General features: G+C 53.0%; 14 protein-coding genes. 6 read left to right on the top strand and 8 right to left on the bottom strand.

All coding sequences use genetic code 11. From position 1 onward, the window contains the following. Positions 1-60 precede the first annotated feature (60 nt). Complete coding sequence (locus ACMXD4_RS06785) at positions 61-324, top strand: hypothetical protein (protein WP_415880250.1); 264 nt, start codon at positions 61-63, stop codon at positions 322-324. Positions 325-556: 232 nt separating this feature from the next. Here the strand turns inward: ACMXD4_RS06785 and ACMXD4_RS06790 are convergent, their stop codons facing one another. Continuing rightward, the gene (locus ACMXD4_RS06790; RefSeq protein WP_415880251.1) at positions 557-1165 is read right to left on the bottom strand and encodes a response regulator transcription factor; all 609 of its coding nucleotides are present in this window, start codon (positions 1163-1165) and stop codon (positions 557-559) included. Continuing rightward, positions 1162-4662, bottom strand: coding sequence for a PAS domain S-box protein (locus ACMXD4_RS06795; protein WP_415880252.1), 3501 nt, complete (start codon positions 4660-4662; stop codon positions 1162-1164). The genes ACMXD4_RS06790 and ACMXD4_RS06795 overlap by 4 nt, the downstream gene beginning before the upstream one ends. A gap of 506 nt (positions 4663-5168) precedes the next feature. On the opposite strand from ACMXD4_RS06795, the gene ACMXD4_RS06800 reads away from it, so the two are divergent. The 3 genes from ACMXD4_RS06800 to ACMXD4_RS06810 all read left to right on the top strand — a co-directional run bounded on the left by ACMXD4_RS06800 (position 5169) and on the right by ACMXD4_RS06810 (position 8657). Then, positions 5169-5978 carry a Crp/Fnr family transcriptional regulator gene (locus ACMXD4_RS06800; protein WP_415880253.1) on the top strand — a complete coding sequence of 270 codons (810 nt, stop codon included), beginning with the start codon at positions 5169-5171 and terminating at the stop codon, positions 5976-5978. An 88-nt stretch (positions 5979-6066) separates the two neighbouring features. Continuing rightward, a complete protein-coding gene (locus ACMXD4_RS06805) occupies positions 6067-7935 on the top strand; it encodes a diguanylate cyclase domain-containing protein (protein WP_415880254.1) in 1869 nt (622 codons plus the stop codon). 212 nt (positions 7936-8147) lie between these two features. Further along, positions 8148-8657, top strand: a complete 510-nt coding sequence (locus ACMXD4_RS06810; RefSeq protein ID WP_415880255.1) for an aspartate carbamoyltransferase — start codon at positions 8148-8150, stop codon at positions 8655-8657. A 190-nt stretch (positions 8658-8847) separates the two neighbouring features. On the opposite strand, the gene ACMXD4_RS06815 is transcribed toward ACMXD4_RS06810, so the two are convergent. Continuing rightward, complete coding sequence (locus ACMXD4_RS06815; protein ID WP_415880256.1) at positions 8848-9351, bottom strand: YkgJ family cysteine cluster protein; 504 nt, start codon at positions 9349-9351, stop codon at positions 8848-8850. A 355-nt stretch (positions 9352-9706) separates the two neighbouring features. Between ACMXD4_RS06815 and ACMXD4_RS06820 the strand changes: the two genes are divergently transcribed. Next, positions 9707-10096: a glycine zipper family protein gene (locus tag ACMXD4_RS06820; RefSeq protein WP_171696098.1), complete on the top strand. Its 390-nt coding sequence runs from the start codon at positions 9707-9709 to the stop codon at positions 10094-10096. A 151-nt stretch (positions 10097-10247) separates the two neighbouring features. Next, entirely contained in the window at positions 10248-10805 is a 558-nt protein-coding gene (locus tag ACMXD4_RS06825) for a hypothetical protein (protein WP_415880257.1), read from the top strand. 84 nt (positions 10806-10889) lie between these two features. Here ACMXD4_RS06825 and tpx read toward each other — a convergent pair whose 3' ends face one another. Genes tpx through hisS form a run of 5 tightly spaced genes read right to left on the bottom strand, consistent with a single transcriptional unit; the run spans position 10890 to position 16020 of the window. Continuing rightward, entirely contained in the window at positions 10890-11387 is a 498-nt protein-coding gene (gene tpx / locus ACMXD4_RS06830) for a thiol peroxidase (RefSeq protein WP_415880258.1), read from the bottom strand. 20 nt (positions 11388-11407) lie between these two features. Continuing rightward, positions 11408-12799, bottom strand: a complete 1392-nt coding sequence (der, locus tag ACMXD4_RS06835) for a ribosome biogenesis GTPase Der (protein WP_171696095.1) — start codon at positions 12797-12799, stop codon at positions 11408-11410. 4 nt (positions 12800-12803) lie between these two features. After that, complete coding sequence (gene bamB / locus ACMXD4_RS06840; RefSeq protein WP_033155552.1) at positions 12804-14015, bottom strand: outer membrane protein assembly factor BamB; 1212 nt, start codon at positions 14013-14015, stop codon at positions 12804-12806. A 28-nt stretch (positions 14016-14043) separates the two neighbouring features. Next, positions 14044-14700 (bottom strand): YfgM family protein, encoded by a 657-nt coding sequence (locus tag ACMXD4_RS06845; RefSeq protein ID WP_415880259.1) that lies wholly within the window; start codon positions 14698-14700, stop codon positions 14044-14046. A 33-nt stretch (positions 14701-14733) separates the two neighbouring features. Further along, complete coding sequence (gene hisS, locus ACMXD4_RS06850; RefSeq protein WP_171696093.1) at positions 14734-16020, bottom strand: histidine--tRNA ligase; 1287 nt, start codon at positions 16018-16020, stop codon at positions 14734-14736. Positions 16021-16037: the final 17 nt, after the last annotated feature.

The following is a 16037-nucleotide window of genomic DNA, read 5'->3' on the forward strand; positions in this document are numbered from 1 at the left end:
GTCATTTTACTGGACAAAGTTCCCGGTAACCGCAGCAGTTGATCAATCATTACCTGTAATTTGGATGGCGATCCAAAAATCCGGGAGACATTTTTGGCTATGTCTTATTCCGCCGAACAACGCAGGCCTGCAAGCGCTTTTTATTGTTTTGGCGGCTATGGCGCTATGCGCCATTCGCACCTGGACAGCTCAGGGAACAATGTATTGATTAATAGCCGCGAATCGACCAAGCCTTTTTTCATCAGCGCAATCAATGTTTTATTAGTGGATCCAACCGGTACGACAGCCCATTCCTTAGGGCATTTATTCAGCAGATTTATTTGAGCAGTAGTCAGTTTTTCTCTAGCCATCGTTACACCTATTTTCGGATTTGGTATTGCTAACGGGTCTTGTATATGGGGTTTTACTTGACGCCGGCATACGGTAAGTCAAAAAACAGGATTTGTTAAATTAGTAATATTCATCAGCTCTATTAATAACGTGCATTTGGGGCTATCGGCGTTCCGCCGGCATAGAAACAAGGGTAGCGAAGGGCGGGGTAACGGGATAGAGACACTCAAAGCTGGCAGGCCGCATAGATGCGGGCGAGTTCCAGCAGATTCGGCGCGCCGGTTTTCTCCATCACCTTCGCGCGGTGGATTTCAACAGTGCGGTGACTAATCCCCAAACGCCTGGCTATTTCTTTGTTGGTTAGACCAGCCACCACCATCCCCATAATCTCAAGTTCGCGTGACGTCAGCCCGCTTAGCCGATTACACTGCGCTTGCCCTTTTATGGCCTGTGCCTGGGTGTTGACTTCAAGCTTTAGCGCGGCCTGTACTCTGTCGAGCAATAGTTCGGTGCTGACCGGTTTGGTCAGAAAATCAACAGCTCCCGCCTTCATCGCGCGCACTGTCATCGGTATGTCGCCATAGGCGGTCAGGAAAATAATGGGAAGGTGGATGTGGCGGCGGATAAGTTCGGCTTGCAACTCGTGACCATCCAGACCCGGCATGTTGACATCCAGCACCAGACAGCCTGGCTGCTCCGGAGAATAGCTTTCCAGAAAGCACTCGGCACTGGCAAATGTTTGATACGCAAGGCCCGCGGTTTCAAATACCAAACCCAAGCTGTCGCGGACCGCATCGTCGTCGTCCACCACGAATACGCAGGGCTGAGTATTCATTTCGCAAACGGTAAGGTAAAGAACAGGCTAAGGCCGTCGCCGACATTCCGCTCCGCCCACAGTTGGCCGCCATGGGCTTGGATCAAGGCGCGGCTGATGGCCAAGCCCATTCCCAGTCCGGCGGGTTTAGTCGAGTAAAAGGGTTGAAACAGCATTTTCAGGGCAGTGGCGTCCGCTAGGCCTTTACCGCTGTCACAAACACAGACTACTGCCATATCAGGATCGTCGGCGTATCGGCCGGTGGTAATGCGCAATACCTCGGATAGCTTACCGTGTTCCTGCATCGCTTCCAGACCATTAATGATCAGATTCACCAGCACCTTTTGAATTTGCAGCACATTGACCGTGGTCTGCGGTAAGTCGGCGGCAAGGTCCAGTTCTATGTTTAAAGTGTCTAGGGTTTTGTCGTTTTTTATAAACGCGCAGGCTTCTGTCACGAGAAAGTTAATATCGACCCGTTCACCGACGGCCTCGGTTTTATTCAAATGGCTAAATAATTGTCTGATGACTTCGCCGGCACGCTGAGCTTGTTGCACACAGGCTTCCAGTACGTGGTTGAGTTTTTGGGAATCCGGTTTTTCCGATTGGTATAGGCGCAACGCCACGTCGGCATAAGAGGAAATAGCGGCCAGGGGTTGGTTTAATTCGTGGGCAATCGCCGCTATCGTCTGCGTCGCCAACGATACTCGAAATGACTGTTCCATCCGATTTCGGCGTTCGCTCAATTCCCGGGTCAGTTTATAGTCGGTGATGTCGAAATTGATGCCCAGCAATCGATAAGGCCGATTATTTTTATCATGCAATAAGCTGCCGCGCGAATGGATCCAGCGGTAGGAGCCATTCTTGTGCCGTAAGCGGAATTCCAGTTCGTAAGCGGATACATGCCCGGACAGGTAGTCTTTGGTGCTTGCCAGGACCCATGCCCGATCATCCGGATGCAAGCGAGATTCCCATTCCTCCCAACGGTTCTGCATTTCATGGTCGTCAAAACCGATTTGCCGTTTCCATTCCGGCGAGAGAAATAAGGTTTGCGAGACCAAATCCCAGTCCCAATAACCGGCATTCACTTCGTCGATGATCAGTGCCAGGCGGGTCTCGGTATGCCGCAATTCCGCGTGGGTGCGTTTCAGTTCGGTAATGTCTACATGGGTAATAATCATGCCCTGGAAACCTTGGGTAATGCGTTTGGCGTGCATCATAAACCAAAGCTCACCAAGCGCGGTTCGACAGGGATATTCCATCATAAATTCCTGTTGATGGCCCGCTATCAGGCTCTCAAGGCCGGTCAAAGCCTTCTGTGCGTCCCGGTCGCCTGCCGCAGACGAGCGGCGGCAAACTTCAAGGTAATTGGCGCCTTCCGACAATTGACTGGACGAACCGCCGTTCTCGATAGCAAAGCAATCCCAGGGCGCGTTGACCGTCGTCACCAAGCCGCTATTATCCAGTACTGCCACATGTGCGGGCAGCGAATTCAGAACGCAGCGTACGAAAGCCTCGTTACGGCGCAGGGCGTCATCAGCGACTTTCAGTGGTGTAATGTCCAAAAATGCGCCAACGGCCCCGCGCGGCTGCCCTTTATTGTCCAGCAAGGGCGATGCATTGGACACCACGGTAATCACTTTCCCGTCCGGGCGGACTATATCCAGCGTCTCGTCGCTCACCACTTCTCCCCGGCAAGCACGCTGAATCGGCAGATCTTCAGCGGCCAGCGGATAGCCGTTTTGCAATACTGTGATGGCCGGCGGGGTTGGGCTCGATAGTGAAAGTTCCGAGGTGGGGGGCACGCCCAGCATCTGCTCATTCGCCCGATTTCCGCGGATATGTTGTCCGCTATTGTCATTGGCGATGGCGAGTCCAATGGGTACCGTGTTGTAAATAACCTGCATTTCCTCCAGACGGCGTTCCAAGCGTTGGTTCAATAAGGCAATTTTCTGCTCGGACAGTTTGCGCTCTTCGATGTCGATCACATGCACCACAATACCTTTCAACCTGCCGGCTTCATCGGCATTGGGAATATAGGTCGCATGCACCCAGCGGGGTTTGCCGTTGCCATAAGGAATTTGCTGGTCAAAACTAACCGGCTCGCCCGCCAAAGCCCGCTCCAGATAAGGACGGACTATGTCCCAGGCCGCGCCACCCAGAATTTCCGGCACGGTGCGGCCGATAACCTGTTCCGGAGAGATGCCGAACCAGTGTTCATATGTCGCATTTACCCGTACATAGCGAAAATCGACATCCAAATAGGCGATCAGCGCCGGCGTGGCATCCATGATCAGTTGCAGTTCCCTATCCTGGTCGCGATAGACCGATTCAGCCTGTTTTCGCGCGGTAATATCTTGGAGATAGCCATGCCACAAAATGCTGCCGCCCTGTTCCCGCATCGGCATGGAATGACCTTCTATCCAGATTTCGCCTTTACTAGGGTGTTGGTAGCGAAAGGTGTCGCGCCAAGGCGTCAGGCTGCGCGCCGATTCGCTGATGGTTTCGTTGATCAGTTTGATGTCGTCGGGATGCACCCTGGCAAATACCGGACTAAAGTCCTCGGCCACTGCTTCGGGAGGCAGTCCGTACAAAGATTCAAGCGCCTGACTGGCATAAGGCATGCTGGCTGAGCCATCCGCAGCCAAACGAAAAGAACAAATAACGCCGGGTACGGAAGCCGCCACTTTGGACAGCTGATCCTGTAAATGATGTTCGGCTGGTAGTGGGCTGCGTCCGTCTGCATCGCGCAGGACAAGGGAATACAAGGTTTGCTCGCCAGTGTCTATCTCGGAAATGATGGCTTCCATTAGAAATTCTTCGCCGTTAGCGCGCAAACCGGTCACTGTGCGAAGTTCTTTAGACTGATGATCGCTATCGCCTTCTGGCTTTGGCGCTGAATAAATGGCCGGAAAACCAGCCGGAATAAAGTGTTCGATCACGTTGCCAATGGCTTGATCCGCGCGGCAGCCGAACAGCTTGCCGGCTGCGGGATTGCATAATACGACACGGTGTTTTGCGTCGATGCAGACAATGGCATCCCGCGCGGCTTGTATAAGTGCCGCGCACAGCGCCGGGCTTTGCTCCTGCACAGATGATTCTGTTTGTGTTTGTCGAGTGAGGTCGGTGAGGGTAATGTGCAGTTCCGGCTGGTCGGCGAGACCGGTGAGCATCAGGCAGTCGAGTCTGGCAGGAAATGCAGCGTTATCGTCACGCAGCATTGGCAATTCGCAAGGCTGAATTTCGCTACGTTGCTGAATCTGCGATAAATGCCGTTGCCAAAAGTCGCGGCTTTGATCGGCAATCAAGCTTGAAAAATGACGGCCAATTAAGTGTTGACGCTCACCACCCAACAAGGCGGCGGCCGCAAAGTTTATGGTGGATATTCGCTGGTCCGGGCTGAGTGTGAGGCAGGCGTGCGGGGCGAAATCGTAAAGATGCTGGAAGCGGTCTCGCGCCTGAATCAGCGATTGATTTTGGGTTTCTAATTCAAGCAGACGTACTTGCTGCTCATGCAAAATTTTCTCCGGAGCATCGAGGGAACTGCTGGTTTTGCTTGAGTTTGGGTGTCTGTTCTGAGCTTCTTGTCGAACAGTATTGTCAGGGTGTGCAGACTTACAGCGCTCGTCAGTCATGAGACATCTTCTATTTTGGACAGAATTTAGACCGCTTCAGGCATTCTTTCGATGGTTGTAACGCAAGCCCTATTATACGGATGTGGCTAGCCGAGAAGCCCTGTTTCGGCAACAGCGGGAGTTGGCAACCGGGTCTTAACCCGTGCATAAGCCCAAATAGCCGGCCTTAGTTTGTGAAAAGCTATGCCTAGAGTTGGCTTCTTGCCCCAGTTCGCGCGGAAGTATGCTGGCGAAAAATTAGCCCTGTCAAACTTATCTTCAATCTAAGTAGCAGTACGTATTTTTAGCGGATAGCGGCTGTGTTAAAACGCGCTATGTTGGTATGGCTTTACCGTTTCAGCAATATGAATACTTGATTTACCCCTCGCTAAACAATCCGGAAATAACTGATGAGTGAATTGGACCATCCAAGACAAAACCAGCTTCTCGCTATGCTGCCTGAACCCGAGTATGCCCGTGTTTCAAGTTTACTGGAACGGGTTGAAATGGAGTGTGGCGACGCGCTTTGTGAACCGGATGAGTCTTTGCGTTATGTCTACTTTCCCGTCACCGGTGTGATAGCGGAGCTTTACTTTACTGAGAATGGAGCCTCCCGCGAACTGGCTTTGATTGGCAACGAAGGCATGCTGGGTATATCGCTGTTCATGGGCGGTGAATCCATACCGTATCAAGCCTTAGTAGTGATGCCGGGCTATGCCTATCGTTTGCACAGGAGTCTGGTTGATGAGGAAATTGAGCGGATAGGCGGACAGCACAGTGGGCTGCAAGGTGTGTTACTCCGCTATACCCAGGCACTACTGACGCATATGACGCAAATAGCGGCTTGCAAGCGGCATCATTCCATTGAACAACAATTCTCGCGTTGGCTGTTGATGATCCTGGACCGGCAGAGCGGAAGCGAGATAGCAATAACGCAGCAATCCATCGCCAGTCTGCTGGGCGTGCGCCGCGAAGGCATCACCGAGGTCGCCGGGAAATTACAGCAAGCCGGGGTAATTCGGTATTGCCGTGGTCAAATCAGCGTGCTGGAGCGCGCCGGCCTGGAAGCACAAAGTTGCGAGTGTTACCCGATCATCAAAAACGAGTTTGCTCGGCTGCTTGCTGTCAGTGCCAATCCGTCGCCGCTGTCCAAACCTATTACCGCCATTACCACTTATGGACATGCCAAAGATCTCAGGAGACGCTACGCATTTGGCTGATCAAGTCTACCGGCGCTGAAATATCGCCCCGTGGTTTTATCTGGTCAGTTCGGCTATTGAAACCCAGTCACCGATAGGGGGCGATTTTATGAACACTGCATCAGCCAAAGCCCATAGCTGCTCACTTGTTATAGACCACGATCCAGCCAGCCGGATGGCGAACAAACACTCCCTGGCGGCGTTTCGGGATCATGATACGGCGTTTTGCGAGGGAGAACCCAGTCATCACGGTCTTAAACTCGCCGAAGACCGCCAGCCCGAACAAGTGCGCGGGAATTGGCAATCACCGGATATGCTGGATGCCGGCTACATCGCCAATCAAGTGGAAACGGTCAAACAGGCTAATGTCTCCATCCTGGTGCCGATAGAATGCGATGATGCGGCCTTTGCCACGGACCAATCTAACAACTGCGCCAGCAACGCGGACGCCGCATCGCCCACTGAAGTCAACCGAGAGTTGCAGGGACAGCACCTGCTGGCGGAGAAAACCGAAACCCTGGCGCAATTGCGTGAGGCGGAAGCTAAGTACCGGGCCTTGGTGGAACAAATGCCGGTGATCACTTATATCGCATCGTTGGAAACGCCGGTAAAGCTGTTATATGTCAGTCCGCAAATTGCTCAATTGGGCTTGCCCGAGCAAGATTGGCTTGATGACCCGCAAGGTATACTGAAGCGGGTGCACCCGGACGATCTGGCAGTGGCGGTAGAAGCCTATGCCTATACCTATAAACATCATGCGCCTCTGAGGTGCGAATACCGATTACGTAAACAGGATGGAAGCCATCGCTGGTTTCTCGACGAAGCCAACGTAGTGCGGAATGAAGCCGGCGAAAGTTTGTTTTTGCAAGGTGTCCTGATTGATATTACCAAAGACAAAGAAACCGAACAGGAGCTGAGCTATTACCGGCAACGTTTGGAGGAGTTGGTGTTTAGGCGTACGGAACAACTGGAAAAACAATGCGCCATCCTCAAGTCCGCCAATGCCAGTCTTGACACCACTTTGGTAAAGCTCAAACACGCCAATACCGAGGCGCGCAACAGCGAGAGGCGCTTTCGCTTACTGCTGGATTCGGCCGGCGAAGGTATTGTCGGTCTTGATGTGGATGGCCGTTGCAGCTTCGTTAACCGGGCCGCGTTGCAGGTTTTGGGTTACGCCGAGATAGACGTGCTGGGACAGGACATCGTTGCCATGATAGCCGGGGATTTGATCTTAGCGCTGGAAGCGCTCAAGTTGCCTGATATGGCCCGCGACATCATCGCTCAGCGTAGTACCGCTAATTTTAAACGCAAGGATGGCCGGTCATTTCCGGTCGAATATTCGTTTTATCCGGTCGCGTTGGATGGATTTGTCGATAGCTTGGTGCTGGTGTTTTGGGATATGTCGGCATCTCAAACCAAACGCCAGAGTTTGGCCTATCAGGCCAGCCACGACCCCTTGACCGGGCTGGTTAATCGGACAGCTTTTGAACAACGGGTGGCAAGGGTATTGGCTAGCACCCGCCCCGGCTATTTTCACCATGCGCTTTGTTATCTCGATCTGGATCATTTTAAGCAGGTCAACGATACCTGTGGACAAGCGGCAGGAGATGAATTACTGCGCAGAATCAGTACCGTTTTGTCCTCCAAACTGCGGCAACGCGACACGCTGGCCCGATTGGGCGGCGACGAGTTCGCGTTGTTGCTGGAACACACCACACTTGATCAAGCGCGCAATATCGCCCATGAACTATGTAATAGTCTGCGCAATTTCAAATTTAACTGGGGTGATGCTGAATTTACCGTGAGCGCTAGCATTGGAGTGGCTGCGGTGACGTGTACCGTTCGGGATGTCGGGGAGTTTTTAAGTAACGCCGATAGCGCGTGCTACAGAGCCAAGGAAAAAGGCCGGAACCAGGTGCATGTGTTTTTACCTGATAACGTCGAGCGCCTCGATCAATTCCTGCAATGGAAAGCTTGAGGATTTTGCTAAAACGTATTTTGTGTATGAAGAACGGAGCCAGCGAATCACTGAGTGGCAAATCCGGCTATTGATTACCGGCATCCCGATCCGGCTATGTTTGTCCAAGCCAATTAGGGTGCTTCTCCAATAGGTCCGGAGCGAAAGGTATTAATCGACCGGATAAAAAACTCAGTGTTCAGGATGAATGTCAATCTACTCGGAGTATCGCCATGAAACACTACCTATTGATAATACTGGGTATTTTACAATGCCTGATCGTCGTGCAAGCTATTGAGCATGCGCCTGCCAAACCCATCAATCAAGAACAGTTACAGACAATAGTGCCTTACGCGGTGCAGGGGACGGTACAAACCTTTACCAAAACGGTGCACGGCGGTGTCCAGCATGTGGTGATCAAATCCGCGGATAATGCCTCGCAAATTAAATTAATTCAGGGGCATTTGCAAAAAAGGGCGGAACAATACCAGGCGGGCAATTATGCGGCGACGGAACGTTTGCATGGTGCGGAAATGCCGGGGCTGGCGCAGTTAAAAAAGGCAAAAGTCGATGATATTAAAGTTCAATATCAAGCTTTGGATAACGGCGGACAGATTCATTTTTCTACCGAATACCCCCAATTCGTTCAGGCCCTGCATGAATGGTTCGATGCCCAAGCCGAGGACCACGGCAATCCAGGCATACCTGATCACGATAGCCATCATTCGCCGACTGCTGAATGATGGCGGAGGCGCGTCTGTTCCGGGCAATCCCAGGCGCGCTATAGGGCTTACTGAGTCGGCTCGGTTCGTTGAGCGGTATGAGTCGCGGAGCCTCCGCTCTGCGGACTGGCGACAGCTACTCTTTGAGCGGCGTGTTAGGTCTTTTTACTATCAAAAACAAACATCTGCGTGTCGGGGCTATAGCCTCGATTCAATCAGCATCCCGCTGCCAATCCGCAAACCACTCCGGCAATTCGCGCGACTCGCCTAGAGCAAGCAACCGATGGTCAATGCCGTCATGGTTGCCCCACACCACTTCGCTCAGCGCGCCATCACTTACGCGCGCTTCGATGTCTTTACAGTACAGCCCCTGATCGCGCTGAACATAAAAACCGTAAGTTCGGCAAGCGATAGGGCGGTGTGCATAGACCAGGCAAGCGCCATTGGCTTTGTCCAGCAGCGGGCAGATGACCGGGCGCGCTATTTGGCCGGCCAGAGCGGCTATCTCCCCACCGATTTGCTGAAATCGCTCCGGCGGTAAGGCCATCAGGCCTTGTTGCAGACAATGCCATTCATCTGCGGTGATCTTGGGTACTGCGGCAAGCCTGCGGCAACAGCCGTCGCAACCCTGGCGGCATAGCCAATCGGGTTGGTTGTCGCGGATGATTTTTACCCGCGTGTCGATATCTGCATGGAGTTGGGTGAGGGTTTTCATTGGAACATACTGCCTGTTTAAGCGGGTGTTGCAAAGCCTTTCCGAACATGACGCCGATTCGTGAGTGCTGAGCTGCCGGCGGCGTTTTAACCGGATTCTAATCAAAGCTTAAGTAGATTTTAAGTCGCCAAACTTAGAATTTTTCACAAGTGAACAACTTACGGAGTGATTATGTGCGACTCGAATACTGCTATAAATCAACAGCTTGGCGAAAAATGCATCGGCAGCAATATCTCGCAACTTTATCAACTCTAATGCGTGCCGGAGCAATCCTCCGCAGCACCAGTCGCTCAATATTTCAAACAGCAATGATGAGAATTTAGCTAACAATTTAAACATGCCTTTTGGAGGAAAAATGACACAAAAATATTTCGGCAGTATGTTGCTACTTGCCACATTAACCAGCGGCTGCGCATCCATGAGTAGCTGGCATCCGATCATCGACCCGCGTTTGGACCAACAGCCGCAAACCACGCAACGCGACATGGTCGAGTGTAAGTCTCTTGCGGAACAAGCGTCGGATATTACCAAGGAAATCGGCATGGGTGCCGGTGTCGGTGCGGTTACCGGTGCCGCGGGCGGCGCGGCAGTCGGTGCGATAGCCGGCAGCGCCGCCACCGGCGCAGCCGGTGGTGCAATATTGGCTATCCCCGCGGGATTATGGGAAGGCTATAAAGCGAACGAAAGCTTTAAAAGAGCATTTAAAACCTGCATGCGTCAACGCGGCCATACCCTGGTTAACTGAAGAAAATTTCTGAAAATGCCTGATTTTCACCATGGAAGGCGAGGATATTTAAAGGCCGGTTCAATGGTCCATATATTATAAATATCGGTTATCAGGCATGGGCTTGATAATATATCGCCTGGATATTTATCGAACTTAGTTAGAACCGACGATGCGTGAATTAACCGACCGAGAGCTGTATCAGGCCCTGCAATACGCCAAAAGCCAGGATGAAAATGCTGGCCGCAGCATACTTCAGCAATTCCAAACCGAGCAGAGCGCGTTGGCGCAAACGATCTTTGGCGTGTTTTCGGCTTTGATTGCCGACAAGGATAAAGATTTGGCAAATCTGTTCATGGATCTTTGTTTCGATGTGATTTGTGTATTCCGGCATGCCTTCGGCGATTTGCCGGACCAAAGGGTATTGAACATGGAATGGTTACAGAATACGGCCGCCTTACTCGATGCGGAGTTGCAGGCATTCATGCCTGGCAACAAGATGGATACGAAGTTTCGCGACAAATTTCAGAATCGATTTGCCGAGCGCCTGACCGAGAGCGATTCGCAAGCCGGCTTGGTTAAATTCATGGATGATGCCATCAGCGCCTATGTTGCCGACAGCCCGGCGGAGCCTGATGCGGTTCGTGTTGCCAGAACCATGATTTATGTCGTTATTCAGCTATTTGGCGCGATGTATGATCAGGCGGAACGCCAAGCGACGGCTTCATGATTCCGGAGATTTAGAAAAATCTTAGACTTTAGCTTGTGGCTTCGCGCCGAGTTGAAACTCAGAGCTCGGCGCTCTGTGTCACGGTTAATGCAGGGCGGCCAAGGCGCTGACGTAGTCAGGCTCGTCGGCAATTTCGCTGACCAACTGGGTGTAGATGACTGTGTCGTTTTCGTCGATGATGACAATGGCACGGGCGGTCAAGCCTGCCAGGATGCTGTCCAACAGCTCGACGCCGTAATCGTGGGCGAAGCTGGAACGGAAGGTCGAGAGCGGCACGACGTGTTTGATGCCTTCGACTTCGCAAAACCGCACTTGCGCAAAGGGTAGGTCAGCCGATACCACTAACACCACGGTATTATGCAAATGCGCGGCTTTTTCGTTGAATTTCCGGGTCGAGGTAGCGCAGGTCGGCGTATCCAGGCTGGGGACTATGTTCAACACTTTACGTTTGCCGGCAAATTCAGCCAAACCCACGTCCTGCATTTTACGATTGGTTAATTGGAAATCCGGCGCTTGCGTACCTATCGCTGGTAAATCGCCGATAGTGTTGATCGGTTTGCCTTGGAAAGTGATGGTTGCCATGTGTTGCTCCCTGGGTGTTTTTATTTTTTGCGTTTGCTGAAATCGATCAGACGTTTGCGTTTTTTCATCTGGCGGTCGCTTAGCGGGTTTTTCTGACCCTGAAACGGGTTCTCCGGCGATTTGAATACCAAGCGTATCGGCGTGCCTGTAAGCCGCAACTGATCGCGGAAATAATTCATCAAATAGCGTTTGTATGCACCGGGCAGGGCATCGGTCTGGGTGCCGTGGATCACGACAACCGGTGGATTTCGGCCGCCCTGGTGCGCGTACTTCAATTTGATGCGGCGACCACCGACCAGTGGCGGCTGATGTGCGGCCAGCGCGTCGGTCAAAATCCGGGTCAGCAAGGGCGTTGACATGTCGGTCATCGCCGAGTCGTACAGGGTATGCACCACGTCGAACAGCTTGCCGACGCCGCTGCCGTGCAGCGCGGAGATCGGATGCTTTTCGGCAAAATCCAAAAACGACAATTTGATCTCGATTTGCTTTTTCACGAAATCGCGGTGTTCGGCGTTCAGGCCGTCCCATTTGTTCAAACCAATAATCAAAGCCCGGCCGGCTTCCAACACCAAGCCCAAAATGTGCGCATCCTGATCGGTGACACCCTCGCGGGCGTCGATCAAATAAATCACCACATGGGCTTTTTCGATGGCTTGCAGCGATTTAATGATGCTGAATTTTTCCACGGTCAGCGATACGCGGGAGCGGCGGCGCATGCCGGCGGTATCGATTAGGGTGAATTTCTGGCCGTTGCGTTCGAACGGAATATAGATACTGTCGCGGGTCGTGCCGGCTTCGTCGAACACCACTACACGCTCTTCGCCGAGCAGCCGATTCACTAAAGTCGATTTGCCGACGTTAGGACGGCCGACGATGGCAATGGCGATACCCGGATCCTGCTCTTCGAATTCGTCCTCGACTACCGGCAATAACTCGTCGATACGATCCAGTAAGTCGTGGACATTGCGGCCGTGGGTAGCGGCAATCCCGATGGGTTCGCCGAGTGCCAGGCTATAAAAATCGTTTGTTACAGTATTGCTGTCGATGCCGTCGACTTTATTCACCACTAGCACCACTGGTTTGCCCAGTTTGCGCAGCATATCGGCAATCGCTTCGTCGGTGGCGTTCAAACCGTCGCGGGCGTCGACCAGGAAGAACACCACGTCGGCTTCCTGCAGCGCAATTTCCACCTGCTTTTTGGCGAAGACGTCTATGCCTTCCTGTTCGTCAGTGATACCGCCGGTGTCGACTACCAGACAGTCGCGCTCGCCGCGTTTGACCCGACCGTACTGGCGGTCGCGGGTCAGGCCGGGATAATCGGCAACTAATGCTTCGCGACTGCGCGTCAAGTAATTAAATAGCGTAGATTTGCCCACATTGGGGCGGCCCACCAGGGCGATAACAGGTAACATGAATTTATTTTGCTCTCAAAGCGGCCAGGGTGCCGTCTTTGGCGTAAATGAAAACCGTATCGTCCACGACTACCGGCTTGGCTTCTATCGCCGCTTTACTGACCTGAATCCGGCCCAATTGGCGGCCGTCGCTATTGGACAGCCAATGTACATAACCTTCGAAATCGCCGACTACGACATAATTTTGATAAACCACCGCCGCCGTCAATTGGCGGTTGTGTAAGTCTTTTTGTTTCCACAGCGAGGCGCCGCTGCGTTGATCGAGTTGCCAGACATGGCTTTGGGTATCGCTGACATAAAGGTAACGGTAATCCAGGCTCAGGCCGGTGTAGGAAGACACCGCTTCGTTGCGCCACAGCACATCGCCGTCCACTTCGGATACCGAAGACGCGCCGCCGGTGAAGCCGGCGATATAAATGGCGCCGCGTGCCGCGACCGGATCGACATCGAGATCGACCAAGCGTTCGACTTCGGACCGACCGCTGGGTATCGCGATAGTGGCTTCCCAGATGGATTTGCCGTCTTTCAATTGCAGGGCTTCCAGCTTGCCGTTGGCCGAGCCGGCGATCACGTTGTCGTCGACAATAATGGGCGCGCCGGTGCCGCGGATGCTCAGGGCCGGTACGCTGTGTTCGAAGGTCCAGAGTTGCGCGCCATTGTCTTCTTTTAGGCCGATGATTTTGCCGTCGGTGGTCCGGACGATGACAATACCGTGACTTACCACCGGAGCCGCCAATACTTCGCTGGGCACGTCGATTTTCCAGCGCTGTTCGCCGTTGGCTTTATCAAAACCTATGACTTCGCCGGTGCTGGTACCCATTACCACGGTATGCACCCCCAGACCGGGACCGGCTGAGAAGCTGTAATCGGTGTTGTTTTCCCAGCTCAGACTACCGTTGCCGGCGCCACGCGCCTGCAAATGGCCTTTGTTGTCACCGACGTATACAGTGCCTTCGGCGACTGCCGGTATCAGTTTCAGATATTTTTCATCCGCGCCATTACCGATTGATTCCTTCCACAGCACCTCGACTTGCACTTCCGGGGTATATTCCTGCAAGGCGGCCGGTGGATCGGCGTTGTCGTCGTCGCCGGTGATATATTCCGTTAAGCCCGAGATAAAGTCGCGTCCGGCATCCAAGCCCGCGCAGCCGGCTAGCATCGGCAGGCAGGCAAGCAGCGGGAGAAGTGAGCGGTATCTGATGTTCCTGATTAACATGCTAAAGCGTGTATCCGTTGGCGTGGGCTTAATTGGCAGCCGCCGTGGCAGCGTTGCCAGGCGTTGCGACGTCGTCCAGCTTGAACTGCGTCAGCGGGGTGGCTTGACCGGTTCTGATTGCGCTTTGGTAGGCGCTGCGGGCTTCGTCCAAACGATCCAGCGCGACATACAGGTCGCCCTGCAATTCGTCGTAACTGGCGGAAAAACCTTCGGATTTAGCCGGATCGACTGCGGCGATCAATTGCAAGCCTTGTTCGTATTGACCGGTAGCCAGCATTAACTGAATCAGACGCAGACGGGCCACATGTCTTAACTCATCGCTGTCGGCTTCCTTGATGGATTTTTCCAGAATCGCTTTAGCGCCTTCCAGATCACCTTTTTGCACTTTGCTTTTGGCCAATTGCAGGCCGGCATAGTGGGCGTAAGCGGAGCCCGGAAATTCGATAGGCAAGCGTTCCGCCAGTTTTTCGGTGGATTCACTATTGTCCTTGGCCGCGCTATCCAACAATTGTTGGTACATCTGCGAGGCTTGGGCGCGTTTTTCCAGTTGGTGGTTTTGCCAGAGATTCCAGCCGCTCACCAATACTATTGCGGTGACAACACCGGCGATCAATGAAGTCTGATTGGCTTCCCACCACTTTTTCAACTGTTCCAGTTGTTCTTCTTCGGTATCGTAAATTGCCACGGTAGTTCTCTTCTATTATCAGGTTATAAAGGATTATTGGCGGTGCCAGTCTTGCAGGGTTTGCAGGAGCTGGTCGTGATTGTGTGTGCTTTGCTCCGCGTCGATGCGCAAGGGTTTCAAGGCCACTTCGCCGCGTTGGGCTTCGTCGTCGCCGATGATGATGGCGTACTCGGCACCGGACTTATCGGCTTTTTTAAACTGGCTTTTGAAGCTGCCGCCGCCGCAATTGACTTGCAATTTCAAGCCCGGAAGCGCATCGCGGATGCGTTCGGCCAAGCGCATGCCGGCTGCTTCGGCGTTGGTGCCGACGCGAATCATGTAAACATCGGTGCTAGCTGCGACTGGGACATTATCCAGTAATTCAAGCAAGGCCAGGATGCGCTCCATGCCCATCGCAAAGCCGATGGCGTGATTCGCCTTGCCGCCCAGTTGTTCGATCAAGCCGTCATAGCGGCCGCCAGCGCAGATGGTGCCTTGCGAGCCTAAGTGCTCGGTGACCCATTCGAATACGGTTTTGCCGTAATAATCCAGGCCGCGCACCAAGCGAGTATTCAATTGGTAGGTAATACCCAGATCGTCCAGCGTGGCTTTCAGGCTATTGAAATGTGCCAGACTTTCTTCTCCAAGATGCTCAAGTAGTACCGGGGCCTGTTGCAACATAGCCTGCATATCCGGATTTTTACTATCCAGGATGCGTAGCGGATTGGTTTCCAGGCGGCGCAAGCTGTCTTCGTCTAAAACTGCCAGATGTTGTTGGAAATATTCGACCAGTTTGCCGCGATAAGCCAGACGTTCTTCGCTGGTACCCAGGGAATTGATTTGCAGCTCGACTTTATCGCGGATGCCTAGCTGCTTCCACAATCGGTCGGTCAGGGCGATGATTTCCGCGTCGATATCCGGGCCGGGCATGCCGTAGGTTTCCACGCCCAATTGATAAAATTGGCGGTAACGACCTTTTTGTGGGCGTTCGTGGCGGAACATCGGGCCGTAGTACCACAGACGGTGGCTTTGGTTGTGCAATAAACCGTGTTCCAGGCAAGCGCGTAGACAGCCGGCGGTGCCTTCAGGGCGGAGGGTTAACGAATCGCCGTTGCGGTCGTCGAAGGTATACATTTCTTTTTCGACGATGTCAGTGACTTCACCGATCGAACGCTTGAACAGTTCGGTCTTTTCGACGATAGGCAATCTGATTTCCTGATAGCCGTAGGCGCTCAATACCTGTTTGGCCTGGCTTTCCAGCCATTGCCATAGAGGCGATTGTTCAGGAAGGATGTCGTGCATGCCGCGGATGGCTTGGATAGCCTGTTGTTGTTTTGCCATGATCTTGTTTGTTGCCG

It is taken from the genome of Methylomonas sp. TEB (assembly GCF_047777895.1).
Classification (GTDB): domain Bacteria; phylum Pseudomonadota; class Gammaproteobacteria; order Methylococcales; family Methylomonadaceae; genus Methylomonas.

Coding starts and splice junctions, on each gene's coding strand:
- ACMXD4_RS06790 (WP_415880251.1), bottom strand. CDS start 1,165: ATGAATACTCAGCCCTGCGTATTCGTGGTGGACGACGACGATGCGGTC.
- ACMXD4_RS06800 (WP_415880253.1), top strand. CDS start 5,169: ATGAGTGAATTGGACCATCCAAGACAAAACCAGCTTCTCGCTATGCTG.
- ACMXD4_RS06805 (WP_415880254.1), top strand. CDS start 6,067: ATGAACACTGCATCAGCCAAAGCCCATAGCTGCTCACTTGTTATAGAC.
- ACMXD4_RS06810 (WP_415880255.1), top strand. CDS start 8,148: ATGAAACACTACCTATTGATAATACTGGGTATTTTACAATGCCTGATC.
- ACMXD4_RS06815 (WP_415880256.1), bottom strand. CDS start 9,351: ATGAAAACCCTCACCCAACTCCATGCAGATATCGACACGCGGGTAAAA.
- ACMXD4_RS06820 (WP_171696098.1), top strand. CDS start 9,707: ATGACACAAAAATATTTCGGCAGTATGTTGCTACTTGCCACATTAACC.
- ACMXD4_RS06825 (WP_415880257.1), top strand. CDS start 10,248: ATGCGTGAATTAACCGACCGAGAGCTGTATCAGGCCCTGCAATACGCC.
- tpx (WP_415880258.1), bottom strand. CDS start 11,387: ATGGCAACCATCACTTTCCAAGGCAAACCGATCAACACTATCGGCGAT.
- der (WP_171696095.1), bottom strand. CDS start 12,799: ATGTTACCTGTTATCGCCCTGGTGGGCCGCCCCAATGTGGGCAAATCT.
- bamB (WP_033155552.1), bottom strand. CDS start 14,015: ATGTTAATCAGGAACATCAGATACCGCTCACTTCTCCCGCTGCTTGCC.
- hisS (WP_171696093.1), bottom strand. CDS start 16,020: ATGGCAAAACAACAACAGGCTATCCAAGCCATCCGCGGCATGCACGAC.